Source organism: Vibrio sp. 10N.286.51.C3, assembly GCF_003050065.1.
GTDB classification, from domain to species: domain Bacteria; phylum Pseudomonadota; class Gammaproteobacteria; order Enterobacterales; family Vibrionaceae; genus Vibrio; species Vibrio crassostreae.
The window spans coordinates 1-26,023 of record NZ_PIGC01000011.1 but is presented as its reverse complement, the minus strand read 5'-3'; the positions used below and the strand labels follow the sequence as shown (position 1 = coordinate 26,023).

23 protein-coding genes, 1 tRNA gene and 2 rRNA genes are annotated in these 26,023 nt (G+C 44.2%); 18 read left to right on the top strand and 8 right to left on the bottom strand.

Annotated elements, in window-relative coordinates:
- Nucleotides 1–22 precede the first annotated feature (22 nt).
- Entirely contained in the window at nt 23–451 is a 429-nt protein-coding gene (locus CWO27_RS13440) for an ATP-dependent zinc protease family protein (RefSeq protein ID WP_048661634.1), read from the top strand.
- A 129-nt stretch (nt 452–580) separates the two neighbouring features.
- Here the strand turns inward: CWO27_RS13440 and CWO27_RS13435 are convergent, their stop codons facing one another.
- Nucleotides 581–1,369, bottom strand: coding sequence for an MBL fold metallo-hydrolase (locus CWO27_RS13435; protein WP_102431337.1), 789 nt, complete (start codon nt 1,367–1,369; stop codon nt 581–583).
- 386 nt (nt 1,370–1,755) lie between these two features.
- Here CWO27_RS13435 and CWO27_RS13430 point away from each other — a divergent pair, with 386 nt between their 5' ends.
- From CWO27_RS13430 to CWO27_RS13400, 7 genes are all read left to right on the top strand, one after another.
- Nucleotides 1,756–2,358: a 2OG-Fe(II) oxygenase gene (locus CWO27_RS13430; protein WP_048669551.1), complete on the top strand. Its 603-nt coding sequence runs from the start codon at nt 1,756–1,758 to the stop codon at nt 2,356–2,358.
- A gap of 305 nt (nt 2,359–2,663) precedes the next feature.
- Nucleotides 2,664–3,956 carry an extracellular solute-binding protein gene (locus CWO27_RS13425; RefSeq protein ID WP_048669552.1) on the top strand — a complete coding sequence of 431 codons (1,293 nt, stop codon included), beginning with the start codon at nt 2,664–2,666 and terminating at the stop codon, nt 3,954–3,956.
- A gap of 275 nt (nt 3,957–4,231) precedes the next feature.
- Nucleotides 4,232–5,113, top strand: coding sequence for an ABC transporter permease subunit (locus tag CWO27_RS13420; protein ID WP_057623905.1), 882 nt, complete (start codon nt 4,232–4,234; stop codon nt 5,111–5,113).
- A gap of 38 nt (nt 5,114–5,151) precedes the next feature.
- Complete coding sequence (gene ugpE, locus CWO27_RS13415) at nt 5,152–5,994, top strand: sn-glycerol-3-phosphate ABC transporter permease UgpE (RefSeq protein ID WP_107899082.1); 843 nt, start codon at nt 5,152–5,154, stop codon at nt 5,992–5,994.
- The gene (ugpC, locus tag CWO27_RS13410; RefSeq protein ID WP_102431334.1) at nt 5,984–7,282 is read left to right on the top strand and encodes a sn-glycerol-3-phosphate ABC transporter ATP-binding protein UgpC; all 1,299 of its coding nucleotides are present in this window, start codon (nt 5,984–5,986) and stop codon (nt 7,280–7,282) included. The genes ugpE and ugpC overlap by 11 nt, the downstream gene beginning before the upstream one ends.
- Nucleotides 7,283–7,338: 56 nt before the next feature.
- On the top strand, nt 7,339–8,058 hold the full coding sequence (locus CWO27_RS13405) for a glycerophosphodiester phosphodiesterase family protein (protein ID WP_102431333.1): 720 nt from the start codon (nt 7,339–7,341) through the stop codon (nt 8,056–8,058).
- A 160-nt stretch (nt 8,059–8,218) separates the two neighbouring features.
- Nucleotides 8,219–8,956, top strand: coding sequence for a sulfite exporter TauE/SafE family protein (locus CWO27_RS13400; protein ID WP_107899081.1), 738 nt, complete (start codon nt 8,219–8,221; stop codon nt 8,954–8,956).
- Nucleotides 8,957–9,048: 92 nt separating this feature from the next.
- Here the strand turns inward: CWO27_RS13400 and CWO27_RS13395 are convergent, their stop codons facing one another.
- Together CWO27_RS13395 and CWO27_RS13390 are read right to left on the bottom strand one after the other, a co-directional pair.
- Nucleotides 9,049–9,804, bottom strand: a complete 756-nt coding sequence (locus CWO27_RS13395; RefSeq protein ID WP_057623890.1) for a L,D-transpeptidase family protein — start codon at nt 9,802–9,804, stop codon at nt 9,049–9,051.
- A 2-nt stretch (nt 9,805–9,806) separates the two neighbouring features.
- On the bottom strand, nt 9,807–10,289 hold the full coding sequence (locus CWO27_RS13390; protein ID WP_048661625.1) for a GNAT family N-acetyltransferase: 483 nt from the start codon (nt 10,287–10,289) through the stop codon (nt 9,807–9,809).
- A gap of 219 nt (nt 10,290–10,508) precedes the next feature.
- On the opposite strand from CWO27_RS13390, the gene CWO27_RS13385 reads away from it, so the two are divergent.
- The 3 genes from CWO27_RS13385 (at nt 10,509) to grxB (ending at nt 12,758) form a co-directional block, all read left to right on the top strand.
- Complete coding sequence (locus CWO27_RS13385) at nt 10,509–11,489, top strand: Gfo/Idh/MocA family protein (RefSeq protein WP_102431331.1); 981 nt, start codon at nt 10,509–10,511, stop codon at nt 11,487–11,489.
- A 164-nt stretch (nt 11,490–11,653) separates the two neighbouring features.
- Entirely contained in the window at nt 11,654–11,812 is a 159-nt protein-coding gene (locus CWO27_RS13380) for a hypothetical protein (protein WP_004733064.1), read from the top strand.
- Nucleotides 11,813–12,125: 313 nt separating this feature from the next.
- Nucleotides 12,126–12,758, top strand: a complete 633-nt coding sequence (grxB, locus tag CWO27_RS13370; protein WP_107899080.1) for a glutaredoxin 2 — start codon at nt 12,126–12,128, stop codon at nt 12,756–12,758.
- 125 nt (nt 12,759–12,883) lie between these two features.
- On the opposite strand, the gene ppsR is transcribed toward grxB, so the two are convergent.
- A complete protein-coding gene (gene ppsR / locus CWO27_RS13365) occupies nt 12,884–13,717 on the bottom strand; it encodes a posphoenolpyruvate synthetase regulatory kinase/phosphorylase PpsR (RefSeq protein WP_048661622.1) in 834 nt (277 codons plus the stop codon).
- A 178-nt stretch (nt 13,718–13,895) separates the two neighbouring features.
- Here ppsR and ppsA point away from each other — a divergent pair, with 178 nt between their 5' ends.
- From ppsA to CWO27_RS13335, 6 genes are all read left to right on the top strand, one after another.
- A complete protein-coding gene (gene ppsA / locus CWO27_RS13360) occupies nt 13,896–16,268 on the top strand; it encodes a phosphoenolpyruvate synthase (protein WP_107899079.1) in 2,373 nt (790 codons plus the stop codon).
- Nucleotides 16,269–16,465: 197 nt separating this feature from the next.
- Complete coding sequence (locus CWO27_RS13355; protein ID WP_102478932.1) at nt 16,466–17,800, top strand: MATE family efflux transporter; 1,335 nt, start codon at nt 16,466–16,468, stop codon at nt 17,798–17,800.
- Nucleotides 17,801–18,203: 403 nt separating this feature from the next.
- On the top strand, nt 18,204–18,869 hold the full coding sequence (locus CWO27_RS13350; protein ID WP_170960781.1) for a helix-turn-helix transcriptional regulator: 666 nt from the start codon (nt 18,204–18,206) through the stop codon (nt 18,867–18,869).
- 24 nt (nt 18,870–18,893) lie between these two features.
- Nucleotides 18,894–19,277: a RidA family protein gene (locus CWO27_RS13345; RefSeq protein ID WP_017111552.1), complete on the top strand. Its 384-nt coding sequence runs from the start codon at nt 18,894–18,896 to the stop codon at nt 19,275–19,277.
- 37 nt (nt 19,278–19,314) lie between these two features.
- Nucleotides 19,315–20,721: a cation:dicarboxylate symporter family transporter gene (locus CWO27_RS13340; RefSeq protein ID WP_017102501.1), complete on the top strand. Its 1,407-nt coding sequence runs from the start codon at nt 19,315–19,317 to the stop codon at nt 20,719–20,721.
- A gap of 77 nt (nt 20,722–20,798) precedes the next feature.
- The gene (locus tag CWO27_RS13335; RefSeq protein ID WP_107899078.1) at nt 20,799–22,121 is read left to right on the top strand and encodes a CoA-disulfide reductase; all 1,323 of its coding nucleotides are present in this window, start codon (nt 20,799–20,801) and stop codon (nt 22,119–22,121) included.
- Nucleotides 22,122–22,193: 72 nt separating this feature from the next.
- On the opposite strand, the gene CWO27_RS13330 is transcribed toward CWO27_RS13335, so the two are convergent.
- Complete coding sequence (locus CWO27_RS13330) at nt 22,194–23,048, bottom strand: glycerophosphodiester phosphodiesterase family protein (protein WP_102460916.1); 855 nt, start codon at nt 23,046–23,048, stop codon at nt 22,194–22,196.
- Between CWO27_RS13330 and CWO27_RS13325 the strand changes: the two genes are divergently transcribed.
- Nucleotides 23,047–24,531, top strand: coding sequence for a sulfatase-like hydrolase/transferase (locus tag CWO27_RS13325; RefSeq protein WP_198592492.1), 1,485 nt, complete (start codon nt 23,047–23,049; stop codon nt 24,529–24,531). The genes CWO27_RS13330 and CWO27_RS13325 overlap by 2 nt on opposite strands.
- A gap of 294 nt (nt 24,532–24,825) precedes the next feature.
- On the opposite strand, the gene CWO27_RS13320 is transcribed toward CWO27_RS13325, so the two are convergent.
- From CWO27_RS13320 to CWO27_RS13310, 3 genes are all read right to left on the bottom strand, one after another.
- A tRNA-Ser gene (locus tag CWO27_RS13320) sits at nt 24,826–24,916 on the bottom strand.
- A 104-nt stretch (nt 24,917–25,020) separates the two neighbouring features.
- Nucleotides 25,021–25,136: ribosomal RNA gene (gene rrf, locus CWO27_RS13315) — 5S ribosomal RNA — on the bottom strand.
- A 160-nt stretch (nt 25,137–25,296) separates the two neighbouring features.
- Nucleotides 25,297–26,023: ribosomal RNA gene (locus CWO27_RS13310) — 23S ribosomal RNA — on the bottom strand; the annotation flags it as partial.

Sequence of the window (26,023 nt, the reverse complement as noted above, 5' to 3'; positions counted from 1 at the left end):
TTAACTCATGATTGGAAATGATATGAACAATAAAATGATCATAGGGAATACTGAAGCACTTTGCTTACCAGAGTTAGGGATAACTGGACTACATACACGTGTTGATACAGGGGCTAAAACCTCTTCTCTACACGTAGACAATCTACTATGTGTAAAAACAGACGGTGAGAACTTCGTGGAATTCGATCTTCATCCAGATGTGTACCACCTAGAAGAGACTGTGCGCTGCAAAGCGAAGCTGAAAACAAGTAAGAAAATCAAATCATCTAACGGTGAAGTTGAACACCGTTGTGTGATTGAAACCATGCTAAAAATGGGTGGTCAGGAATGGCCTATCGATATCACGCTAAGCAACCGTCAAGATATGACTTATATGATGTTGCTTGGTCGTCAAGGCATGAGTGACAAAGTGATTGTTGATCCAGCGGGTGAATTCCTGCTGACTCACTAATCCGAGTCATCGTAACCGCTCCACAGGTTATAGCTAAAGTTAGTCACAACGCAATAAGACCAGTCTCATGACTGGCCTTATTGCGTTCTATTCTTTAATTTCGAGTTGCCGATCTTACTTTGAGCTTATCTATTTCTTAGATTTACCATGAGATTGAAAACCAAATCGCCAAATCGATAACAACAATTTCTTGGTTTTAACTTTTGTCACTCGCCAATGTGTAACAGGCCTTCTTGGCGCACTCATTAACAGATGTTCAAAAGCTTTCTGACTGAAATCGACTTGGCCACCATGCGCCACCAGCAAGGTATCAAGCTGCATCTCATAGATACGAGATACTGACGCTCGGTACTTGTTAGGGTGAAATATAGGGAAAGGCGGAATCAGTTTCTTTTTCACTTCCACCATTAAGTCTGCCACATAGGCAACGCTGTGAGATGGACAATAAACCGAAAGATCTCGGTCAGTGTGCCCCGGCGTTTCTAGAACCAACCAGTCATCAAAACCCGGAATACTCTCACCATCCGACAGCTTGTAGTCCGGCTTTAACTTTCTCGAATACCATAGGTTTGCTTTAGGCTTCCCTAAGCGATTCGCCATCCATCGTGCCAGCGCCAGATCCGTCAAATGCATCAAGATACCATCAATACCGTGATACCAGTCTTTGTCTCGGTTTGCTGCCACCAAGTTACAGTTCGTTAGCTTTCTGAGCTTGTGCGCGGCCCCTGCGTGATCGGGATGCATGTGTGTAACCACAACCGTGTGTAGATCGGAAAAATCACGCAGAAGCTCGGTTTCGATAAAAGTTTTCAAATGGGGGATGTCGGCTCGACATGCGCCATCAAGTAACAGTAATTTGTCTGGATACTCCACCAAGTACATGTCTTGGATGTAACCTTTAATGGTATGCAGCTGCAAAACCGCTCCTTGTGATAAAACAACTGGTCAGACCTATACAATAGCAAATCCAATTTGAATTGTGATCATTTTGTTAAAGTTCACAATCTAAAACTAGAAAGAGAGCTACAATCAAGATTTCTATTGATATCCACTAAATTACTCAAATCCAATGTTACTCAAATCGAATTCAACTCAGAACAATGAGTACACATTCCAAAGATAAGCATCAATTTAATCCGATATTTTCAGCATTATTGAATGCCTGCATTGCCGTAAACCTTGCTCTATAAGCCATACAACTCAAGCATTCAGCACCATTTATCGTGACGACAAAATACGCGATTTGTTGACCTAAGTTATTAGGACTATATATGCGCTTCTAATTTATTGTCTGAGTGCTATACATGAACCAATTAATCGATGCTCTTTCTACCCAAGGTTACTTTGTTTGGGATGACTTCTTAACGCATGAAGAAGTAGTGGCATTGAGGGATTGCATTCCAGAGAACTGGAAAAAGGCTAGGATTGGCCGTAACGATGAAGTAACGCGAGAGTCGACCATTCGTAGTGACAAGATTCAATGGGTGCGCCGCGACATGGGCGAGCCAGCTTCTCTGTTCCTAGACAAAATGGAGCAAATTCGTTTAGAAGCAAACCAAGCGTTCTTTTTGGGTCTGTTCGAGTACGAAGCGCACTTTGCTAAATACGAAAAAGGCGACTTTTACCAAAAGCACTTAGACTGCTTCAAAGGCAATGAAAACCGCCGCCTGACTACCGTGTTCTATATGAATGATGAGTGGACAGAAGAAGATGCTGGTGAACTTGTGGTTTACGATCTAAAAGACAACCACATAGCGACCATTCCACCAAAGTCAGGCCGCTTATTCGTGTTCTTGTCTGAACAGTTCCCACATGAGGTACTGCCGACAAACACAGAGCGATTCAGTATTGCAGGTTGGTTCCGCATTAACGGCGTGAAAGACAACCAACTCGATATCGCACACTAGAACTGAGCTGATTTTTACAAGCTCTAGCTTATTCAAAGCCTCTCCTTCGAGAGGCTTTTTTATTGAACAAATATTGAGCGAGCATTGAACAACAAACCTCTTAAAAACCGCACACAGTAAATATCAAAACTATCAATAACTTTTATCTTAAATGAAATCGAAATGAATCTTTCATATCAGTGAAACGGTTTAGCCACGTAAGTGAAATACGTCCTGTTCAAGATAGCTTCAAACGACACCCCTACTATCTCGTTAAAACTCTAATCCAATACCTCGATATCGATTTCATCCAAAAGGAAACGAAGATGAATAAGCTAATTTTGGCAGGCGTTCTTTCCGCGACAACGGCAATGCCAGCGTTCGCAACGACTCAAGTCACTTGGTGGCACGCAATGGGCGGCCAGCTTGGAGAAACAGTAAACAAAATTGCGACCGACTTTAATGCGTCTCAAGATGATTACGAAATCACGCCAATCTACAAGGGCTCATATACAGAGACCTTAACCGCGGGTATCGCGGCATACCGAGCAGGTGAAGCACCCAATATTCTACAAGTCTTCGATGCAGGCGCAGCAACCATCATGAACGCCAAAGGCGTCGCGAAACCGGTACAGGATATTCTGGTTGAGTCAGGCTACAACTTTAATTCAAACGACTACCTAGCTGGCGTTCGTAACTTCTATGCCGACAACCAAGGCAAGATGGTTGGTATGCCTTTCAACAGTTCGACGCCGGTTCTTTACTACAACAAAGATCTTCTCGCAGAAGTAGGAGCCGAAGCGCCTAAAACTTATGAAGAACTCGAAGTGGTTGCTAAGAAGCTAAAAGCAGAAGGTCACATCGCCTTTTCTCAATCTCTGACGCCGTGGATCATGTTCGAGAACTTTAAGTCTCGCCACAATCTGCCAGTCGCGGACCAAAACAACGGCTACGATGGCTTGTCCACTAAGATCATGTTCAACACCAAAGACATGATGATGCACGTCAGCAAAATGAAAGAGTGGTCAGATTTAGGCTACTACAAGTATTACGGCAGCGACTGGGATGCAAACCAAACACCTTTCGAGCGCCAAGAAGTGGCGATGTGGATGGGTTCTTCTGGTTCATTCGGTGGCTTACGTAACCGCGTACCTTTCGAGTTGGGCACCACCTACCTTCCCTACTGGAAATCAGTTAACCCAGATGCAGGCTTAACCTTCATTGGTGGTGCCGCTCTGTTTGCACTCAATGGCCACGATCAACAGCAAGACAAAGGTGTCGCCGCGTTCTTTGATTACCTGACCAAACCTGAAACTCAAGTTTACTGGCACAAAACTACTGGCTACGTTCCGGTAACGACAGCGGCTTATGACTTAGCGAAAGAGTCTGGCTACTACAAAGAGCAACCAGACGCAGAAGTGGGTGTTAAGCAGCTAAGCCTAAAATCGGGTGAGTGGACTAAGGGTTATCGTTTAGGTTACTACCCTCAGATTCGTGAAGTGATGCATCGTGAATTCGATAACATCTTCGCTGACCGTTCTAGCGTCGAGAACAGCCTAGACAAAGTCGAAGATGAAAGCAGCAAGCTATTAAAACGCTTCGCTCGCACCATGAACTAGATAGGTTGATGAGCTAGCTCTGTTTATGGACTGGATCTGTTAATGAAATAGAGCGGTTCAACAGCTTAAAACTTAGCGAACCAAAGCAGTTCATTCCTCCTCACTACTTGTCCGTCACCTTGAATCAATAGAGTGATAACGAGTCGTGAGGAGGTTCTTCACTCACGCCATCTTTTGCTCCAAAAACTACAACTCAACTGGAAGCATGCCTTGTTATAGCGCGAGTGGTCACGGTAACTAACAGTGGTTCAAGCCACTCATTTGGGGACTACCCTGTGGAACGACGTCAGCAATTTTTTCACTCTCCACTGCCTTACTTATTTTTGGCGCCTCAGATACTCATCATCGCGGTTTTCTTTATCTATCCGGCGGCAAAGGCGGTGTATCTCTCCTTTATGCTGGAAGACCCTTGGGGCACATCTTCGCTCTTCGTGTGGTTTGAGAACTATCAAATGTTATTCGAATCGAGTGAGTACCTAAGCTCGATTGGCTTCACTCTGATGTTCGCGATCGTGGTGTCTTTCTTGTCGCTAGCGTTGGCGCTGCTGCTCGCCGTCAAAGCCGACAACATCATTCATGGCCAAGGGGCTTACAAAGTCACCCTCACGTGGGTATATGCCGTTGCTCCCGCGATTGCAGGCGTTATCGGTGCCTTCCTGTTTAACCCGCACATTGGCGTGTTCACAGAGATATTTGCAGTGGTGGGTTGGGATTTCAGCTTCCAGACGGATCCTGTGGATGCCACATTTGCTCTTATTTTGGTTTCGGTGTGGAAACAGGTTTCGGTGAATTTCATCTACTTTCTGGCAGGGCTTCAGTCAATCTCTTACGCAGTAAAAGAAGCGGCGATGCTGGATTGTGTCAGCGACTCGAAACGTTTCTGGACGATTACCTTCCCGCTACTCGCACCAACTGGTTTTTTCCTGCTGGTCATCAACCTTACTTACTCGTTCTTTGAAACTTTTGGCGTCATAGACACCATGACCAACGGCGGCCCGGGTGGCGGCACTACTTCGTTAGTGTACAAGGTGTATCGAGATGGGTTTGTTGGCGCAGATTTAGGCGGCAGCTCTGCACAATCTGTTGTGTTGTTACTACTGGTACTCACTCTTACATTTATCCAGTTTCGCGTTGTAGAAAAGCGTGTTCATTACTAGCCCACTACAGCTAGGTTTTAACGCGACAGGAGTTATTTATGAAAAGTAATAAGATCTCTGACCACCTAATTTTAATTGCTGGGATGCTGTTCATGTTGATCCCTATTTGGCTAATCTTCGCCAGCTCGACGCATAACCCAAACACCATTGTCAGCGATGGCTTGCAGTGGTTACCGGGCGATAACTTTACAGCCATTTATAGCGAAGCTTGGAACAAAAGCATGGGCTTCAGTGGTGAAGTCACCGCTAGCAAAATGATCGCCAATTCGATGATCATGGGACTAGGTTTTGCGATCGGTAAGATCATCATTTCGATGATGGCCGCGTTTGCTTTGGTCTACTTCAGGCTGCCTTACGCCACGGCTTGGTTTTGGCTGATCTTCGTAACCCTGCTGTTACCACTAGAGGTTCGTATTATCCCATCTTATGAAGTGGTTGCTGGGCTTGGGCTGCTTAATAGCTACACAGGTTTAATTCTACCTCTGATCGCGTCAGCTACCGCAACCTTCTTTTTTAGACAGTTCTTCAAAACCATCCCCGATGAATTATTAGAAGCAGCACAGTTGGATAACGCAGGTCCGTTTCGATTCTTTGTCGACATCTTACTGCCACTGTCTAAAACCATGATCGCCGCGATCTTCATCATCATGTTTGTGGTGGGTTGGAACCAATATCTGTGGCCAATCATGATGACCACGGACGAAGGCTACAACACCATCGTGATGGGCATCAAACAAGTACTCAACAACATCAATGAAACCAGTTTACCGCGCTACGACTATGTTTTTGCCATGGTAATTTTAGCTATGTTGCCACCCGTTTTAGTGGTGGTTGTATTTCAGCGTTGGTTTGTAAAAGGGCTAGTAGAAAGTGAAAAATAACAACGACACAACTCAAATGACCGATAACCGCATTCAATCACTCGATGAGTACAAGACGTCTCACCCAGCTTCTCCGCAAAAATCAGAGGACACCCCGATGCCAAAGTTAAAACAAACGTTAGGGCACACCCAAGCCACTCACGATCGTACGCACAAAGCACCTACCATGTTAGGCATCAAAAACTTGGTAAAGACTTATGAGAACGGTCATCGTGCAGTGAAAGATGTCTCACTTGATATCGAAAAGGGTGAATTTCTTGTGTTGGTTGGCCCATCGGGCTGCGGCAAGTCTTCTATCCTACGTTCAATTGCGGGGCTGGAAAGCATCTCTGGCGGCGAGATTCACTTGGGTGGGCGCCGTGTTGATAACGAAAAGCCAGCTCAACGAGATATCGCAATGGTCTTTCAAAATTACGCACTCTACCCTCACATGACAGTGTACAAAAACCTCGCTTATGGTTTAAAGAACCGAGGTGTAAGCCAACACGTGATTGAAGAGAAGATTGAGAAAGTCGCCAAGACACTGAGAATCGAAGAGTACCTAGACCGCAAGCCAGCCAAGCTTTCGGGTGGTCAGCGCCAGCGTGTTGCTATGGGACGAGCGATTGTACGCGACCCTCAACTGTTCCTGTTTGATGAGCCTTTGTCTAACCTAGATGCCTCATTGCGCGCTCACATGAGATTAGAAATCAAAAAGCTGCAACGCGAGCTAGGCGTAACCAGTGTTTACGTGACTCATGACCAAGTTGAGGCTATGACACTGGCAGATAGAATTGTGGTTCTCAACAAAGGCCAAATAGAACAAGTCGGCACACCAAGAGAGGTCTACCACCAGCCTGCCAGTACCTTTGTAGCAAGCTTCATTGGTAGCCCCGCGATGAACTTCTTAACTGCCACGCTCGATGATGGCTATCTTGAAATCGGCGATCAACAAATGTATCTACCCGAATATGCGCACGTTAAGGACGCGACTATCACTCTTGGCATTCGCCCTGAACATTCTGAGGTTTGTAGCGATTTAATCATGAACGCACTGCCGCTGGAATTACGTATCAGCGTGGTTGAGCCTTTAGGGCCTAATCAGTTAGTTCATGGCTTTGTGAACGAACAACCCTTTATTGCAGTCACACCCGAAACAACTTTGTGCCAAGCTGTCCCCCTCGGTCTAAGCATTGATAAATCGAACCTGCATATTTTTGACAGTCGTGGGAAGCGTATTCAACCAAATAACTTTACTTCACAAGAGTCACGCGAAGAGGTAACAAGCTTAACGACGGCTCTCGCTTAATCGAGTACACTGATATTTAATGCGTTTTTACGGTGCGTCTTTAAGAAGGATTAATTATGTCGTCTATCATCGTAGGTCATCGGGGTGTAGCAGGTACTCACCCAGAAAATACCAAGGCAAGCATTGAACAAGCCGCTAAACTCGGTTTGAAATGGATTGAAGTAGATATTCAGCCAACTCAGGATGATCAACTTGTGGTTTGTCACGACCACACCCTTGAGCGCTGCAGCGATGGCAAAGGTCGTGTCGACGAACACACCCTTGCAGAACTGCGTCAGCTTGATTTTGGCAGTTGGAAGTCTGAGCAGTTCGCTGGTGAAAGAATATTGACGCTGGAAGAATTGCTCGCGCTTGTTGAGCAGCATGATCTCAGCGTCAACTTAGAGATTAAAGTCGACAGTCGACATCAAGCCCCTCATGTCGTTGATTTGCTACATACAGAGTTGATTCGTTCAAATGTAGACACCGACAGAGTGCTGCTTTCAAGTTTCAGCCATCAAGTGGTTTCTGAAATGGCTCGTCACCTGCCGAGATACCGCGTTGGTGTAATTACAGAGCAACTGACTCAAGCCGACTTGATGTTGATTGACGAAGTTAAAGCGTTCAGCTGCCACATGAACTACGAACACGTGATTCAGAGCGATCTCGATACACTAGGTGAAGCAAAAATCCAAACATGGTGCTACACCGTAAACGATCCGTCTCACTTCAAATTCATCTCAAAAGTAGATGCCGTATTCACTGATTTCCCGAATCAATTTACCTCTATAAATTGACCAAGCGAATACTGTAAAAACAACCCCGAGAGGCTTTAAAACTAACTCTCGGGAAACCTCAAAATTAGGTAGCAAACACAAGTGAGTAGGAGTACATTCCGCTACTCACTTGGTTTCATTAGTTCGCTCTATTTAGACAGCTTCATTGGTTACTTAATTTATGGATCTCATTTTTAGTCCAACCTTCCCAATTTTGGGTGCAATCTTCATTTTCGCCGCTATTGTTCGTGGCTTCTCAGGTTTCGGTTTCACCTTAGTGGCATTGCCATTAAGTGCGTTATTCGCCCCTGTTATCGAACTGGTTCCCGTTTTCATGCTAATCGACCTATTGGGCAATATTCAATTGCTGCCTAAGGTTCGAAAACACGTCAACTGGCGCTGGGTTTCAAAGGTATTTATCCCTTGCCTAGCCTTTACGCCTATCGGCTTACTTCTACTTAAATCCGTTAACCAAGACACGATCATCTTGATCATCAGTGTCTTCATTTTTGCGTCTGCACTTATGATCTACAGAGGTTTCCAGTACAAAAATGAACCTAGATTTGCTCCCTATATTCTAGGCAGCCTTGCAGGGGTAATGAACGGCGCAGCATCGATGTCAGGGCCTCCGATTGGCACGCACGCATTGGCAAGCCCAGTCGCACCACACATTGCTAGAGCTGGCCTGATCGCATTCTTTGTATTGGCGGATTCCACCGCGTTTGTTTCAGCATCGATCGCAGGATTGGTCGATCGAGATATGGTGTGGCTAACTCTCGCGCTCTTACCAAGCAGCATGTTTGGCGGTTATGTGGGTTCTAAACTATTCGAGAGATTTGGTGGAGCAAAGTTTAAGCCAGTCACCATTGCACTGCTCATCGTGATTGCGATATTCAGTGCAGGTCGAGTTTTACTGTAACTGGCTTTAGCGGTTGACTTTGGAAGTTGGTTTCGCGAATTAACTGCGCTAATTGATTCCGGAAAATGATTGAGAAAATTGGGTACCAATGACTACCATTCGATATGGATAGGGGTACCCATTTTTACAAGTTGGAGAAACTCATCCATATCTTGATTAGTTAATGCGATACAGCCATCCGTCCAATCAAAGCTTTGAATAAAGCTAGGTGAACGGTGCTCTCCGTTTTTGATGCCGTGGATTTTGATGTTCCCGCCAGGATCCACATCATTTTGCTCTGCCCATTGCATGTCCGAAGGTTGCGGGTAATTAATATGTACTGAGCGATAAAAGTCCGACTCTTTCATCACATAATCGAGTTGGTATTCCCCTTCAGGCGTTCGGTTGTCTCCCTCAAAGCGTTTATGCCCTTTCGGTTGTTTGCCTAGCGCAATACGAAATTCCTGAATCACCTCTTCACCCTTGAGCAGGTACATTCTGCGTTTAGACTTATCAACTTTGACCAAGGTGACCACTTGCAGCAACGAATCTGTATCAGAAGAGGAAGCTGGTAGAGTATAAAACTGTCGAGATGAGCTTTGAGGTGGACGTATAGATGAACCTTGAGACAACTGGGCAACTTGTTCGCCAGAATTACTGCTAAGGACATCATCCACAATAATCACATGTTTGGAGTTTGAATTAGATGAAGACGTTGAGACACGTTGAGAGTGAGCTGGTGCCGACTCGAATACAATCGTCTCGATCGCCGTCGCGTCAGAGACTATTTTCTCGACTACGACCTGCTCAGCATTCGCGTTCGGAACCACAAACAGTAAACACAGTAATAAAGACCAAAACAGACGCACCCTCAAATCTCCTCAAAACGCATGGACATGGTTCGTGACTGAGTTTCCATTCCTAACGACTCATAGAAACCCTTAGCTTGCTGATTAAACTCCATCACTTCTAACCTAAGCTCGATAGCACCACTCGCTTGCGCCCATTGATTGAATGACTTCATCAGCGCTCTGCCGACGCCTTGACTCTGAACCTGATCGTTCACCACAATCGTATTCACCCTTGCCACCTTATGCGACTGAATAAAGCTAACCCCTTTATTCTGCGTTACCTTCCCAGCTAAGAAGCCAACCACCTGTTGATCGTCAACCGCAACAAAGAAAGCGCCAACCGAATCAAGCATCAATCCCAACCAATATTCTTCACTATCACCTAAACCCTGTGAGGCTGGCGCAAACACCATAGGAGCACCAAGGTGGTGTTGACGGTTTATCTGTTCAGAGAGCTCCAAGATCGAGCTAATATCAGTTACCTTGGCGGTCCGGATTTGCATATCATCACCTTGTTTGAATTCAATAACACCTTAGCAAAAATGGCTTAATTGTGCACCGTTACACTGGTCAACTCAGACGCTCTGTGAAGGCGGGTTATTAATATTAGGCTCTAAGTTTAGGTAAATTGTTCCGCAAATCTCAGGCACATTGCCAGCCTTTGAGTGCTACTATCTCTGTAGAATCAATACACTAACGACGACTAACGACTGGATACCCATATGATTAAGTTTGCTGTAATTGGAACCAATTGGATTACACAAAAATTTGTTCAAGCTGCTCACGAATCTCAATCGATGCAACTTGCTGCGGTTTACTCTCGAAATCTAGACAGTGCGGTAAAGTTCGCCCAAGAATTTGACGTTGAAGCGACGTATGACTCACTCGACGCATTGGCAAATGACAAAACGGTTGAAGCCGTGTACATCGCTTCACCGAACTCACTTCATTGCGAGCAATCTATCTTCATGATGGAACACGGTAAGCACGTTATCTGTGAAAAGCCGGTTGCATCAAACATTGATGAAGCAACACGCATGTTCGAAGTGGCTGAGAAAAACGGCGTAGTGTTGTTCGAGGCGTATAAATCTCAATTCCTACCAAACTTTAAGCAAGTCCAACTCGGCCTAGAAAAGATTGGCAAGGTACATAAAGCGCACATCAATTACTGCCAGTATTCATCACGCTACCAAAAATACCTAAACGGCGAGAACCCAAACACCTTCAACCCAGCTTTTTCTAACGGATCGTTGGTTGATATTGGCTTTTACTGCGTAGCCGCAACAGTCGCGCTATTTGGTGAGCCGGAGAATGCACAAGCTTCTGCGAAGCTGCTTGAGTCAGGTGTCGATGCTCATGGCTGTGCGATCTTCCAGTATCCTGAGTTTGACGTAACGCTTGCTCACTCTAAAGTCAGCGACTCTTATGCTCCAAGTGAGATCCAAGGTGAATTAGGGGCGATCATCATCGATCACATTGCTGAATGCACCGACGTTAAGATCCGCTTCCGTGATGGCAAGGTAGAAAACCTTACTCAAGTACAAAGCGAGAACTCCATGAGTTACGAAGCACAAGCCTTTGCTAGCTGCATTGCTGGCGACCACACGACACAAGCGCAAGCCCAACAGCGTGCTTTAACCGTTGCCAAGTTAATTACAGAGATGCGTCAGCAAATTGGTGTCGTTTATCCAGCGGATAAATAACGTCACAGCGTAAGTTAACAAACTGATTTTTAAGACATACTGATTTATGCATAACTAAATTTAATCTTTACGACAAATAACTGGATTAGTTGATTGGGGTGCCATCTGTTTAAATCCGCGTTCGATATCTATCGTATTTATTTAATTTATTGAAGGTGTGTAAAGTGTTTTCAGTTGATGATCGCGTTGTAGCAACAAAAGGTGTTGAACTAGGTGAAATGGTAGTAACTGGCCTAAGTGCTGGTGGTGGCTACGTTCACGTTACAACGGTAGAAGGCGCAATGACGCTTACTTACCCAGCACAAGATCTTAAAAAAGCATAGTTTAACCACTCTGCCCTTTTAGTAGTCACTCTGCTAAAGATAACAAAATTGAGGCTTTGGCTGACTTCACTCTTCTGCATTAGAGTGAGCAGCCAGAGCCTTTTTTATGCCTGCAATTCCTTACCAGTCTTCCCATTAGTATACTCGTCGCAGTAAAACCGAATCCAACAGACAATAGAATCAATCAAAGAGTATTTACACTAAGTACTTATTGTCTGTTGATACACACTGTCTATTAGCGCTTAGTTTTAGCAAGACTTTCTGTTACATTAGCATTAGCTTATATTTATAATAACCTGAACTGAGGGAAGCTATGAAGCTTTACATTTACGACCACTGCCCTTTCTGCGCAAGAGTCGCCTACATTGCTCAATCTCTAGGCTTGGACATCGAGCTTGTCTCTGTCGATTATGATGACGCCCAAACTCTTATCGATTTGATCGGTAAAAAGATGGTACCCGTCTTACAAAAAGACGACGGATCTATCATGGCAGAGAGCCTAGATATTATCGCGTACTTCATGGACCTAAAATCAAGCGACGAGCAGCGTGTACCATCAGAGCAAGCTGCTCTTTTCCAAAGCCGTGCTTTCCCTCTTACTCAACAGATTGGACGCCCACGTTGGTGGAACCTTGACTTGGCTGAATATCGCTCAGCTGGAGCCAAAGAAGCTTGGCGTGCAAGTAAAGAGACCGAAGATTTTAACTTTGAAGAACTCTTAGAAAAGACGCCTCAGTTCGTTCAACTGATTAACCCATTACTGAAAGATGCCGAACTCTTACTGGATATAGAGCATGGTGAGTCATCACAGCCTCTTATCGATCAAGCGGTGTACTTCTCTATGTTGCGCGGTTTCTGCGTAGAGCCAAGCATCACATGGCCACCAGCGCTAGAACGTTGGTTAGAGAAGCAAAGTGAACCGCTGAAGCTCTCTTTACTTCGATAAAAACGGTCTCTGCTTCGCTAGCGCGATTGCAACGAGCACAAACAAAAAATCGAAGCTCTCAGGTATCAACCCTGCTAGCTTCGATTTTCTTTTATCTGGCCATTCTATTTCTCTAAGGCTTTGTCTTACAGCAGACGCCTTCTCAAACCGGTTCGCTCTAAGATTCGGGTCGAGATCTCTTCTACCGATAATGAAGACGTGTTGATATAAGGTATCGCTTCTCGGCGGAACATCGCTTCTACCGTTTGTAGCTCATACAAACACTGCGAATCACTCGCGTATTCACTGCCCGCTAAACGGTTCTCACGAATCTCAGTCAGCCTTTCTGCGTCAATCGTTAAACCAAACAACTTGTGTCGGTATATCTCAAACTCAGGCAGCAGCTTCAAACGCGCTAAATCGTCATGGATGAATGGATAGTTCGCTACGCGTAGACCAAACTGCATTGCCATATACAAACTTGTTGGCGTCTTGCCACTTCGAGATACCCCCAGCAAGATGATGTCGGCTTCTTCCAGCCCTTTGAGCGTGATGCCATCATCGTGTGCGAGTGTGTATTCAATCGCAGCAATACGGTCGAAGTACTTCACCGAATCTTTGTTCACACTGCGTGAACGTTGCAGTTTAGGCACAGGTGCCATCTGAATATCATCCTGAACCTTCTGAACGATACTTTCCAACACGTCATAACAGTGCGCTGGCGCTTCAAGCAGCTTAGCCTTGATATCTGGAATCACGATTGAAAAGAACACCAATGGTTCGACTCCATTATCGCGATACGAAATCTCGATCTCTTTTAATAAATCAGAAAGTTTGTCCTCACTTTCCACAAACGGAAAGGTTTTTTCATTGGCTTTGAAGGGAAATTGACCTAGAACAACATGCCCTAAAGTCTCACATGTTATGGCCGTTCCATCAGAAACATAGAATACATCACGACTTTGAATATCAATTTGCATTTTTTATTTAATGTTTAAAATTATTTTGAGTAGGATGGGAACCATAATATATATAACGAAACCCTGCTGACTATTACGTCCCCCACAGCTTTAGAAAATAATTTACATTTTTTTAAACTGATACGTAATCGTTTGCCTTTAAATCCCTACAATGCTTGCTATGTTTCTGGAGAAATAAATGCAAAATAATACCCTATGGTTCAATGGCCTATCCATGGAAGATGTCGACAAAGTCGGCGGTAAGAACGCCTCACTGGGCGAGATGGTTTCTAACCTGTCCAATGCTGGTGTTTCTGTACCTAATGGTTTTGCTACCACTTCGTATGCGTTTAACGACTTTCTTGACTACAAAGGTCTTGATGAGCGCATCCACCAACTACTTGATGAACTTGATGTTGAAGACGTTGACGCACTGCGTAAGACAGGTGCAACGATTCGACAATGGGTTCTAGAAGCCCCCTTCCCAGAATCACTAGAGCAAGATATCCGTGAGAACTACCGTGAGCTAATTGAAGACAACGAAGAATTGTCTGTAGCGGTTCGTTCATCGGCAACGGCAGAAGACCTTCCAGATGCTTCATTCGCCGGCCAACAAGAGACCTTCCTTAACGTGAAAGGTATCGACGCTGTACTGGAAGCTACCAAGCACGTTTACGCTTCTCTGTTTAACGACCGCGCGATCTCTTACCGTGTACACCAAGGCTTTGACCACCGTGGCATTTCATTGTCTGCAGGTATTCAACGCATGGTTCGCTCAGATAAAGCTTCTTCAGGTGTGATGTTCACCCTTGATACAGAGTCTGGCTTCGACCAAGTGGTATTCATCACCTCTTCTTGGGGTCTAGGCGAAATGGTTGTACAGGGCGCTGTGAACCCAGATGAGTTCTACGTTCATAAGCCAATGCTAGAAGCGGGTCACTACCCAATCGTTAAGAAGACGTTTGGTTCTAAACTGATCAAGATGATCTACTCAACCAATCAAGAGATCGGCAAGCAAGTTGATATCATCGACACAGACACTCAAGAGCGTAACGAGTTTTCTCTGAACGATGAAGAGATCAAAGAGCTAGCAAAACAAGCGATGATCATCGAGAAGCACTACCAACGTCCGATGGACATTGAGTGGGCGAAAGATGGTATCGACGGCAAGCTATATATTGTTCAAGCACGCCCAGAAACCGTATGTTCTCAAAGCGACCAAAACGTGATCGAGCGTTACGAACTGAACAACAAGGCCGATGTCTTGGTTGAAGGCCGTGCTATCGGTCAACGTATCGGTTCAGGCCCAGTTCGTTTGGTTGACTCTCTAGACCAAATGTCACTGGTTCAAGAAGGCGATGTACTGGTAACAGACATGACAGACCCAGATTGGGAACCTGTTATGAAGAAAGCGTCTGCGATTGTCACTAACCGTGGCGGCCGTACTTGTCACGCTGCAATCATCGCTCGTGAGCTTGGTATCCCAGCGATTGTTGGTTGTGGTACAGCAACAAGCAGCCTAAACGATGGCGATACCGTGACAGTGTCATGTTCAGAAGGCGAAACAGGCTACGTTTACAACGGCGAACTCGACTTTGAAATCAAACGTTCTGAGGTTGATGAGCTACCAATGCTGCCAACCAAAGTAATGATGAACGTGGGTAACCCAGATCGTGCCTTCGATTTCGCGCAAATTCCAAACGAAGGTGTTGGCCTTGCTCGTCTAGAATTCATCATCAACAAGATGATCGGTATTCACCCAAAAGCCCTATTGAACTTCGATGCACAAACTGACGAGCTAAAAGCAGAAATCAGCGAACGTATTCGCGGCTACAAAGATCCTATCGATTTCTACGTAAGCAAGCTAACGGAAGGCATCGCGACTATCGCTTCTGCATTCTGGCCTAAGCGTGTGATCGTACGTATGTCTGACTTCAAGTCGAACGAATACAGCAACCTTGTAGGCGGCAAAACGTTTGAACCACATGAAGAGAACCCAATGTTGGGCTTCCGTGGCGCATCTCGTTATATCTCGCCAGTATTCGAAGACTGTTTCGAGCTAGAAACTCAAGCGATCAAGCGTGTTCGTAACGAGATGGGTCTTAAGAACGTTGAAATTATGATTCCATTCGTTCGCACTCCAAGCGAAGCGGCATCGGTTATCGACATTCTGGCTAAGTTTGACCTACGCCGTGGCGACCAAGGTCTGAAAGTTATCATGATGTGTGAACTACCATCGAATGCAATTTTGGCTGAAGAGTTCTTGAAGTACTTCGATGGCTTCTCTATTGGTTCGAACGACATGACACAGCTGACGCTTGGCCTAGACCGAGATTCAGGTGACGTGGCACACCTCTTCGACGAGCGTAACCCTGCAGTGAAAGCGATGCTGAAAATGGCGATCGATGCAGCAACCAAAGCAGGTAAATACGTGGGTATTTGTGGCCAAGGCCCATCTGACCATGACGACCTAGCGGAATGGTTAATGGAACAAGGCATTAGCTCTGTTTCGTTGAACCCTGACACGGTTATCGATACATGGTTGAAACTGGGTAACGTAGCAAATAAATAAGTAACGCTTCTCGTGATACCTAAACGACAAAAGCCAGTCACGACGACTGGCTTTTTATTCTCCGAAAGCGAACAAAAATAATCTACCTATCACAACAAACATTGGTATCGAGCTGACCTTACGTTATGCTTTACGCAATTCTTCATTGAGATAATTGTCACCACGACAAACCTACCTTCAAGACCAATAAGACAGATATGAATTCGACTACCGCAACGCCCTCGCCTTCTCTTGGCCGACAACTCTATACAATGACATGGCCAATGTTGTTTGGGGTACTTTCCCTAATGAGCTTCCAGCTTGTAGATAGCGCCTTTATAGGTCAGCTAGGCGTACTGCCGCTCGCGGTTCAAGGCTTCACACTGCCAATACAGATGATCATCATAGGTATTCAGGTTGGGTTAGGCATCGCAACCACAGCAGTCATTGCAAGAGCCATTGGTGCCAATGAATTACGTTACGCGAAACAACTGGGCGGGCTAGTGATTGCAATGGGTAGCGTGAGTGTTGCGCTTTTTTCCGTCATCATTTATCTGCTTCGTGGACCCATCTTACAACTACTCGATGCGCCACCGACGGTTTTACCGATCATTGATTCTTACTGGATCTATTGGCTAGTCAGCTCTTGGACAGGTGCGCTGCTCTATTTTTACTACAGTGTGTGTCGAGCTAATGGTAATACCATGCTGCCCGGTTCAATGATGATCGCAACCAGTATCATCAACTTGATATTGGATCCAATCTTCATCTTTACTCTCGACATGGGCATCAATGGTGCAGCTATCGCGACCATCTTAGCTTTTGGTGCGGGCATCTTTATCGTGGCTCCCAAAGTGACCAAGAAACATTGGATGACGTTCGATTGGCACGATCTTGATATCGGCAAGAGTGTTCGATCAATTGGCAACATCATGGGGCCAGCGATGATCAGCCAACTACTGCCGCCAGTCTCTTCTATGTTAGCGACTAAGCTACTTGCTGGTTATGGCACCGCAGCCGTCGCAGCTTGGGCGTTGGGTTCTCGTTTTGAATTCTTCTCTATTGTGGCTGTGCTAGCACTGACGATGTCGATGCCACCTATGATTGGCCGCATGTTAGGGGAAAAGAACCTTGGGAACATACGTAGTCTTGTGAAGATTGCCGTTACCTTCGTGTTAGGTTTCCAATTGGTGATCGCACTGGTGACCTGGTTGTTCTCTGGCGGGTTGGCGAATCTCATGACTAGTGACAACGAAGTCTCAACGATTTTAAACTACCACCTACTGATCGTGCCTATTAGCTTAGGGCCTTTGGGTACCTGTATGCTTATGGTTTCTATCTCGAACGCTTTGGGCAAGTCTTACACCGCCTTGACGATATCTGCATTGCGTCTGTTCGCTTTCTTCTTACCTTGCTTGTGGGTTGGTTCGCAGCTCGCTGGCATTGAAGGCCTATTCTGGGGAGCTATGGTAGGTAATATACTTGCAGGCACCTGTGCATGGTTTATGTACCAGCGAGCTCTTGGGCAAGTCAAGGATAAGCTGGCCAAATAGGCAATTCACGAACTCATCAGTCAGCCATTTCCAACTAAACAAGCAGCTAATTTTAAGGCTGCTTTTTTGTACCTGAAACTTCAGTATATCTTCCATCCATTTAATGAATTTCACATCCCTTTAATTTCGAGAGTTTTTATAACTTGCCCTAGATCATTAAAACCTTCAAAAACGCAACCTTTGGTTTTAAATATGTAAACCTTGATGGGGTTTAAGAAATTAAACCACATCGAAGATGGTTTAGTGATCCTGTTCAAATTTCACTCTTAATTTTGGTTAAATTTCCGCTATTTGTTGGCGTTTTATACGCTTTTATCGGTTTACAGAAGTTTACTGCATCTTGCCTAAATACCACCAAAGGAGTAGATTTCAGTCATTGAGTTCAAAAATGTAAACCGAAATCATGAATGTAAAACAAGTTCGATTCACCGATGAAGACAGAGAATGTTTAAGCAATTACTTCCGCTTGGCGGACACGATTGCCGACTTGATTGGTCCCTACTGTGAGGTAGTTATTCACTCATTTGAAAGCTTAGAAAACTCTGTCGTGAAGATCGTCAATGGTCATCATACTGGTCGTGAAATCGGTTCACCTATTACCGATTTAGGTTTACGTATGTGGAGCACATTCGAAAAAACTGGCGAAGTTTCACCGAAGAGCTATTTCACCAACGCCGCTGATGGTTCCCTACTAAAATCGACCACCTGTGTACTAGCTGGTCCACAACAAAAGCCGATCGGTATGCTGTGTATCAACATGAACTTATCTTTCCCATTCCCAGAAATCGTCAAAACGCTCATGCCACAGTGCAATGTCCCTCAAACCATTGTCAGCGAGACATTCAGCAACAATGCGAACGACGTCATTCAACAAGCATTGAGCTCAGCCATTAACGAGGTTGACCAAGATGAGTCGGTTTCTTCCAAAGGTCGCAACAAAGCCATCATTCGTTGTTTGTTTGATAACGGAGTATTTGAGCTAAAAGAGACGACAACACAAGTATCAGAGCAACTTGGGATCAGCCGACAGGCGGTTTACAAGTTTATCCGTGAATTTAAATCAGAATAAAACCAATAATTTAGGAGTTACATCGTGAAACAGATCATTGCCACTGAACAAGCACCTGCAGCTATCGGCCCTTACTCACAAGGTACGTCTTACGGCGACATGGTTTATACATCAGGTCAATTACCTCTCGTTCCAGAAACGATGCAGTTTGTTGAGGGCGGCATCAAAGAGCAAGCTCGTCAGTCTCTAGAAAACTTAAAAGCGGTATTAGAAGCAAGTAATGCGGGACTGGACACCGTGCTGAAGACAACCTGCTTCCTGTCTGACATGGAAAACTTCGTTGCCTTTAACGAAGTGTACACAGAAGTGTTTGGTACAGAGAACGCACCTGCTCGCTCTTGTGTTGAAGCAGCACGACTACCAAAAGACGCACTGGTTGAAGTTGAAGCCATCGCATACAAAAAATAACCGATTTAGGTATTAATGGGTATCATAGGAGATTCTCATGAGCGTTTCATTTATCGCATTAAGCGTACTGTTCTTTGGGTTCTACGCACTGCTGTCGAACTTCAAAAAGCAAAAGAAAAGTTTTAACTTCCGCGTACTGAGTGCGCTTGCTGCTGGCTTACTGTTCGGTGGTGCAATTCAACTTGTTTTCGGTGTCGGTAACGTTGCAACATCTGGCTTTGCTGAACTAATTTCAGTGTTCGGTAAAGGCTACATCAAACTTCTACAAATGATCGTTATCCCACTTGTATTCGTGGCGATGATCTCTTCGATCATGAACGTTGAAGGCGGTGGTGCGCTATCTCGTATCGCACCAAAGATCATCGGTATTCTACTTTTCACTTGTGCAATCTCAGCAGCCGTTGGTATCGCAAGTATTTACCTATTTGGTATCGATGCGAACGCGCTAGTAAGCACTATCGGCACAAACAGTGCGATTGAAGCTCGCGGTGATTCGCTGGTAGCAACACAAGATGCAATGGCAAGCAGTGGTCTGTCTGGTATGGCTCTGTCTATCATTCCAACCAACATCTTTGACATGCTAACGGGTTCTCAACGTACTTCAACATTATCAACTGTATTGTTCGGTATGTTCCTTGGTTACTGTATCCTTCAAGTGAAGAACCGTAAGCCAGAGAAAGTGCAAAACTTCGTTGATTTCATCAACTCTGCAAAAGAAGTGGTTCTTTCAATGGTTCGTGAAATCCTGAAGCTAACGCCTTACGGTGTATTTGCTCTGATGACCACGTTCATGATGACCAACGACCTGTTCGCACTCGCTGAAATGGGCCGCTTCCTTCTAGCGAGCTACGTAGCAATCGGCGTAATGTTCGGCATCCACTTCGTGATGGTATCTATGTTCGGCCTTTCTCCAGCGAAGTTCATGAAGAAAATCTGGCCTGTATTAGTATTTGGCTTCGGTTCTCGTTCGAGCATGGCGGCTATCCCACTAAACGTTGAAACACAAACTCAACGCCTAGGTGTAGACGAAGAAACAGCAAACATGTCAGCGACTTTCGGTACCAGTATCGGTCAAAACGGCTGTGCGGGCATCTACCCAGCAATGCTCGCTATCATGGCGGCACAAGTAATGGGCATGCCTGTAGACTTAAGCTTCATCCTACAACTGATTGCTGTTATCGCGATTGCTTCATTCGGTATCGCGGGTGTTGGTGGCGGTGCAACGTTCGCTGCAGTAGCAGTACTGACCATCATGGGTCTAGACATCACAGTAGTAGCGATTCTCGTGTCTATCGAAGCGCTAATTGACATGGCTCGTACTGCGCTAAACATCTCTGGCTCTATGTTGTCTGGTGTTCTAACAGCGAAGAAGAATGGCTCACTGGATACTGAACAATACGACGCTGACGTTACAGCGACAGTATCAAAAGAAGCAGCAGTATAATTCTCAAACTTAATTAAGAGCACTCCACTTGAGTGCTCTTCTGTTTTTCCTGAGTTCAGGTTATTTAGGTAGTAAATATGAAAGTTGTTGTTATAGGCGGTAGCGCCGCTGGTATGAGTTTCGCAGCAAAATACAAACGTAATCAACCATCAGACGAAGTCATCGTTTTAGATAAGCGTAGCTACATATCTTTTGGATCATGCGGTCTACCCTATTTTGCAGGTGGCATGTTTGATGACACAGAACGCATGATTTCTCGTACGCCAGAACAAGCGATTAAATCTGGCTTAGACGTTCGTGTTGAAACAGAGATGGTCGCACTAGACCGCATTGAAAAGCAGATTAAAGTCCGTCACCAAAACGTAGAGACCACTATCGATTACGATATGTTGGTGATTGCGACAGGCGCACGTCCGATCGTTCCATCATTCGGTGAATTCAATCCAGAGTACGTATACACACTCACAAGCATGGAAGATGGCTTAGCAGTAAAGGAAGCGCTTAAAGACGATAGCAAACAACGCGTGTGTGTCATCGGGGCAGGCTTTATCGGGCTGGAAGTCTTCGATGCGGCACATGGCTTAGATAAGCACGTGACGATCATCGAACGTGAACAGCACATCATGAGCCGTCAGTTCAGTCCAGAAATCATTGAAGTAGTCGAAGGTGCTATTCGGGAATCAAGTGCAGATCTTAAAACAGGTTGCAGCGTGTCAGCTATTCGTGATGCTGATCAAGGTGGTTACATCGTTGAAACCGATAACGGCAACGTCGAAGCTGATATCGTTATCCTATCACTCGGCTTCAAACCAAATACTGAAGCATTCGAACTACCAAAAGCTGCAAACGGCGCTCTGTTGGTGAATGAATATGGTGCCACTGAAGATGCTTACATCCATGCTGTCGGCGACTGTGCCGTTGTCCATCATATGGCACTAGGCAAACCTGTTTATGTTCCTCTAGCAACCACAGCCAACAAGCAAGCGCGCATGATGGCCGACAAGCTAGCAGGCAAAGATACTTATATGTCGGGCTTCTTGGGGTCATCTTGTTTGAAAGTGCTCGATTACGAACTGGCGTGTACCGGCATATCTGAACTTCTGGCGAAAGAACATAGCTTAGATGTGAAAGTATCAACGATTTCAGACAAGAACCAAACCGATTACTACCCAGGCCAAGAAGACATCAAGGTCAAACTGGTTTATCACCCGGATACTAAGGTTCTTCTAGGTGGTGAGATCGTAGGTAAGAAAGGAGCAGTTGGTCGCATCAATGCATTAGCAGTTGCTATCACCGCTAAGATGACCACCCAACAGCTTGGTTATATGGACTTCTGCTATGCGCCACCATTTGCGCGTACTTGGGATGCCCTGAACGTGGCTGGTAACGTCGCGAAGTAAACGAAATGACATAGAAGTCCCAATAAACAAAAAGCAGAGCGATTACGCTCTGCTTTTGGATGGACTAAAACCTTAACGTTCATCTGATGGAAGAACAAAGTCGACATATAACGCAAAATTTCCGATTCCAGAAGCTTTAATACCACCCAAGTCTAAATCATTTGTCGAATAAATCATGGCAGAAACCCCCATGTTGCTTAGTTCTATCGCCTTCTGATACTCGCTCCCAAGCGAGCCAAGATTATCACCCCGATACGTCACAGCCTTAATTTTATTTAAATCAATCCACTCAAGAATCAATGGTGTATTTAGATCTATATTTAATGCGACATTATTAAAACCTAACTCTATTGCTTCATTATATTTATCTGTGCTGAATACTTCGATAATAGATTTATCTTTATCTATTATATACTTTGAAAGCAAGGCAAGATTTTTTATTTTATCCGTAACTAATACCACATCATTTTTATCTAGAATATCAATAGCTGTCGATATATTTAATGTTTTATATTGATCATAAATTATCTTTGATTCAAACTCTTTAGAACTAATAGACCCAGTATTATTAGAATTTGTCATTTCGTGAAAAGTCTTCCAATCATGAACAGCAACAATCCTTCCATCCGATGAGATAAGTAGATCTAACTCTATCATCTTGAATCCATGTTCAATTGATTGCTCCATCGCTTCTAACGAGTTTGTATATTTTAATCCGTTGATTCCCCCACCGGCATGTGCGATCAAACCACCAGAATTACCGATAATTTTAGGGATGTTATTATGTTCATTTGGGTATGCCTTTACATTGCCTCTCCATACATCAATGACTACACTCATCGAAGGGCCGATAACAAAAGCTACCCAAAAACATATGAGAACTAGACAAAATATTGATATTAAGACTCTGATTCCTTTGAGTATCATGACATTTTACCTGTTGAGAACTGGGGTTGATGATAATGTTTGGTTTACCCTATCAATATTGAGTTTAAACATATTATTTATAGCAACTATAATAGCATTTGTCGGTAATAGATTTGTATTTCTTCTTCTAACGGTAATAATGACTTTTGATTTCTACTTAAGATTAAACTCTCTAAGCTTAGACTTAGGTGTCTTAGGTTCGGTTTTAGAGTCTAATAGAGGTGAGGCACTTGAACATATACAAAGCATTAGCGTCATAACATATGTAAAAATTATTATATTTTCCATTCTACTTTTTTTATCATTTCACTTTACCTTAGGAAAGGTTGGTAAGTCATTTTCATTAATTATGTTGATATTATTTTCCAGCATATTAGTCACAAAATTTTATAGCTTACATGATAATAAAAAGACGACATACATCAATGAAGAATACTTAAAAACAATCCATCATGAAGTGTGGTTTAGTTTTTTAGGGTTAATTACAGTTATTAAACCTATTTCTTTATATTATGAGCTGTCTCTTCTCGAAGGGGGAAAATCCGTAATCTCTTCAAAATGGGAGAATGTTCATACAAACAAAGTATTAAAAGATATTTACATCGTAAATATTGGTGAATCTGTGATCAAAAATCACTACCCATCGTATAACGAAAAAAATGGAAATATAAAAGGAGCATCCATATTTAATGGTGTTATTTCCCCATCCGTTGTTACATATTTCTCAGTCCCTCGAATATTATCAAAGAGCCTAGATGTAAACAGGCATGATAAAAACTTAAATGTGATAGATCTTGCTAATGATGCTGGAATGAAAACTTATTGGATATCAAATCAAGCAAAGATCGGGCAATACGAGACACAGGTATCCGCAATCGCTAGTAGAGCACATTACCAATTTTATAAGAATACGTCTTATGATAAAGCTGAACCCGATAACATTCTCCTACCAGAAGTGATCAAAGCAATTCGTGAAGAGACTAAAAGGCCAAAAGTGATTTTCATCCACACTATGGGGTCTCATTATGATTTTTGTAAGAGATTTGATGAAGAAATTTCACTAAAACCCTCAGATAACAAGTACCTCATATGCTATTCAAAATCAGTGGCTTATGGCGTAGCTTTTATAGAAAGGCTTAGAGACTTACTCACGATCCATGATAAAACATATAAAATCATTTATTTTTCTGACCATGGCCTAACGTCTGTAAACGTTCCACCGTATCTAATTCACGGTACTGGCTCACATTTTACAAGGCAGGCAGTAGAAGTACCTTTCATAGCAATGAGTAATGACCCACAAGAAACGAAAATACATTCGGTCAAATACAATCTGAGAGACTTTTCAGACACATTTGCGCAATGGGTAGGAATATCTTCAGAACAGACAGAGCAACATAAAAGTATCTTCAATACCAAGTACATAGGAAAGGAGTACGACTCAGTGCTAACAAGTGAGTTTAAGATAAGAAAAATCGACTAAGCGAGTAGCTCTGTTACTAAAAAATCATGAATCATCAAAGGTTACGTAGTAAATATCGGCTTCCTAACATTAATCTGACTCTTATTTCGCTCTGTGTAAGCTGATATCAGTTAAATGTCACTTATATAAGACATTCATTGACCTTGTTGGCAACCAACCTAATAAGATGATTTAGGAGCTCTTATAGTATCGGTGAGTAAATAACTGAAAGTTCACTATTTGACTGGATATATAAAGGTTTGAAACGTTAAAACGAAAAAAAGCCCGCTGATTTCTCAGCGGGCTTTTCAATGGTGGTGGAGGGATAGGGATTTGAACCCTAGAACCGCTATTAACGGTTGCCGGTTTTCAAGACCGGTGCTTTCGACCACTCAGCCATCCCTCCAACAAATTGTCGTCAACAGATTTGTGCACTGTTGAAGTTGTTACTTGCTATGCAAATAACGAAGCTTTTTGTCTTCACTTTTAAAAAGTGAAAATAAATTTGGAGCCTGGCGATGTCCTACTCTCACATGGGGAAGCCCCACACTACCATCGGCGCTATTGTGTTTCACTTCTGAGTTCGGCATGGAATCAGGTGGGTCCACAATGCTATGGTCGCCAAGCAAATTTTGCTTTTACTTTCAGTTTTTAAAAAACTGAAGGAAAAATAATCTGGAAAGCTGTTTCTGTTCTATCAAACTCATTCAAGCGTTTGTACTTTGTTTCTGCTTTTAAAAAGCGGAGACAAATAGTTTTGAGTCCACAAAACCCCTTGGGTGTTGTATGGTTAAGCCTCACGGGCAATTAGTACAGGTTAGCTCAATGCCTCGCAGCACTTACACACCCTGCCTATCAACGTCGTAGTCTACGACAACCCTTTAGGACGCTTAAAGCGTCAGGGAAAACTCATCTCAAGGCTCGCTTCCCGCTTAGATGCTTTCAGCGGTTATCGATTCCGAACTTAGCTACCGGGCAATGCCATTGGCATGACAACCCGAACACCAGAGGTTCGTCCACTCCGGTCCTCTCGTACTAGGAGCAGCCCCTTTCAATTTTCCAACGCCCACGGCAGATAGGGACCGAACTGTCTCACGACGTTCTAAACCCAGCTCGCGTACCACTTTAAATGGCGAACAGCCATACCCTTGGGACCGACTTCAGCCCCAGGATGTGATGAGCCGACATCGAGGTGCCAAACACCGCCGTCGATATGAACTCTTGGGCGGTATCAGCCTGTTATCCCCGGAGTACCTTTTATCCGTTGAGCGATGGCCCTTCCATTCAGAACCACCGGATCACTATGACCTGCTTTCGCACCTGCTCGAATTGTCATTCTCGCAGTCAAGCGGGCTTATGCCATTGCACTAACCACACGATGTCCAACCGTGTTTAGCCCACCTTCGTGCTCCTCCGTTACTCTTTGGGAGGAGACCGCCCCAGTCAAACTACCCACCAGGCACTGTCCGTAATCCCGATTCAGGGACCAACGTTAGAACATCAAAACTACAAG

Excerpts from the sequence above, each read along its gene's own strand:
- ppsA (WP_107899079.1), top strand. The coding sequence starts at position 13,896 with ATGCAAAATAATACCCTATGGTTCAATGGCCTATCCATGGAAGATGTC.
- CWO27_RS13390 (WP_048661625.1), bottom strand. The coding sequence starts at position 10,289 with ATGCAAATCCGGACCGCCAAGGTAACTGATATTAGCTCGATCTTGGAG.
- CWO27_RS13385 (WP_102431331.1), top strand. The coding sequence starts at position 10,509 with ATGATTAAGTTTGCTGTAATTGGAACCAATTGGATTACACAAAAATTT.
- grxB (WP_107899080.1), top strand. The coding sequence starts at position 12,126 with ATGAAGCTTTACATTTACGACCACTGCCCTTTCTGCGCAAGAGTCGCC.
- CWO27_RS13440 (WP_048661634.1), top strand. The coding sequence starts at position 23 with ATGAACAATAAAATGATCATAGGGAATACTGAAGCACTTTGCTTACCA.
- CWO27_RS13405 (WP_102431333.1), top strand. The coding sequence starts at position 7,339 with ATGTCGTCTATCATCGTAGGTCATCGGGGTGTAGCAGGTACTCACCCA.
- CWO27_RS13430 (WP_048669551.1), top strand. The coding sequence starts at position 1,756 with ATGAACCAATTAATCGATGCTCTTTCTACCCAAGGTTACTTTGTTTGG.
- CWO27_RS13400 (WP_107899081.1), top strand. The coding sequence starts at position 8,219 with ATGGATCTCATTTTTAGTCCAACCTTCCCAATTTTGGGTGCAATCTTC.
- CWO27_RS13335 (WP_107899078.1), top strand. The coding sequence starts at position 20,799 with ATGAAAGTTGTTGTTATAGGCGGTAGCGCCGCTGGTATGAGTTTCGCA.
- CWO27_RS13340 (WP_017102501.1), top strand. The coding sequence starts at position 19,315 with ATGAGCGTTTCATTTATCGCATTAAGCGTACTGTTCTTTGGGTTCTAC.
- ugpE (WP_107899082.1), top strand. The coding sequence starts at position 5,152 with ATGAAAAGTAATAAGATCTCTGACCACCTAATTTTAATTGCTGGGATG.
- ppsR (WP_048661622.1), bottom strand. The coding sequence starts at position 13,717 with ATGCAAATTGATATTCAAAGTCGTGATGTATTCTATGTTTCTGATGGA.
- CWO27_RS13325 (WP_198592492.1), top strand. The coding sequence starts at position 23,047 with ATGACATTTTACCTGTTGAGAACTGGGGTTGATGATAATGTTTGGTTT.
- CWO27_RS13425 (WP_048669552.1), top strand. The coding sequence starts at position 2,664 with ATGAATAAGCTAATTTTGGCAGGCGTTCTTTCCGCGACAACGGCAATG.
- CWO27_RS13355 (WP_102478932.1), top strand. The coding sequence starts at position 16,466 with ATGAATTCGACTACCGCAACGCCCTCGCCTTCTCTTGGCCGACAACTC.
- CWO27_RS13330 (WP_102460916.1), bottom strand. The coding sequence starts at position 23,048 with ATGATACTCAAAGGAATCAGAGTCTTAATATCAATATTTTGTCTAGTT.
- CWO27_RS13350 (WP_170960781.1), top strand. The coding sequence starts at position 18,204 with ATGAATGTAAAACAAGTTCGATTCACCGATGAAGACAGAGAATGTTTA.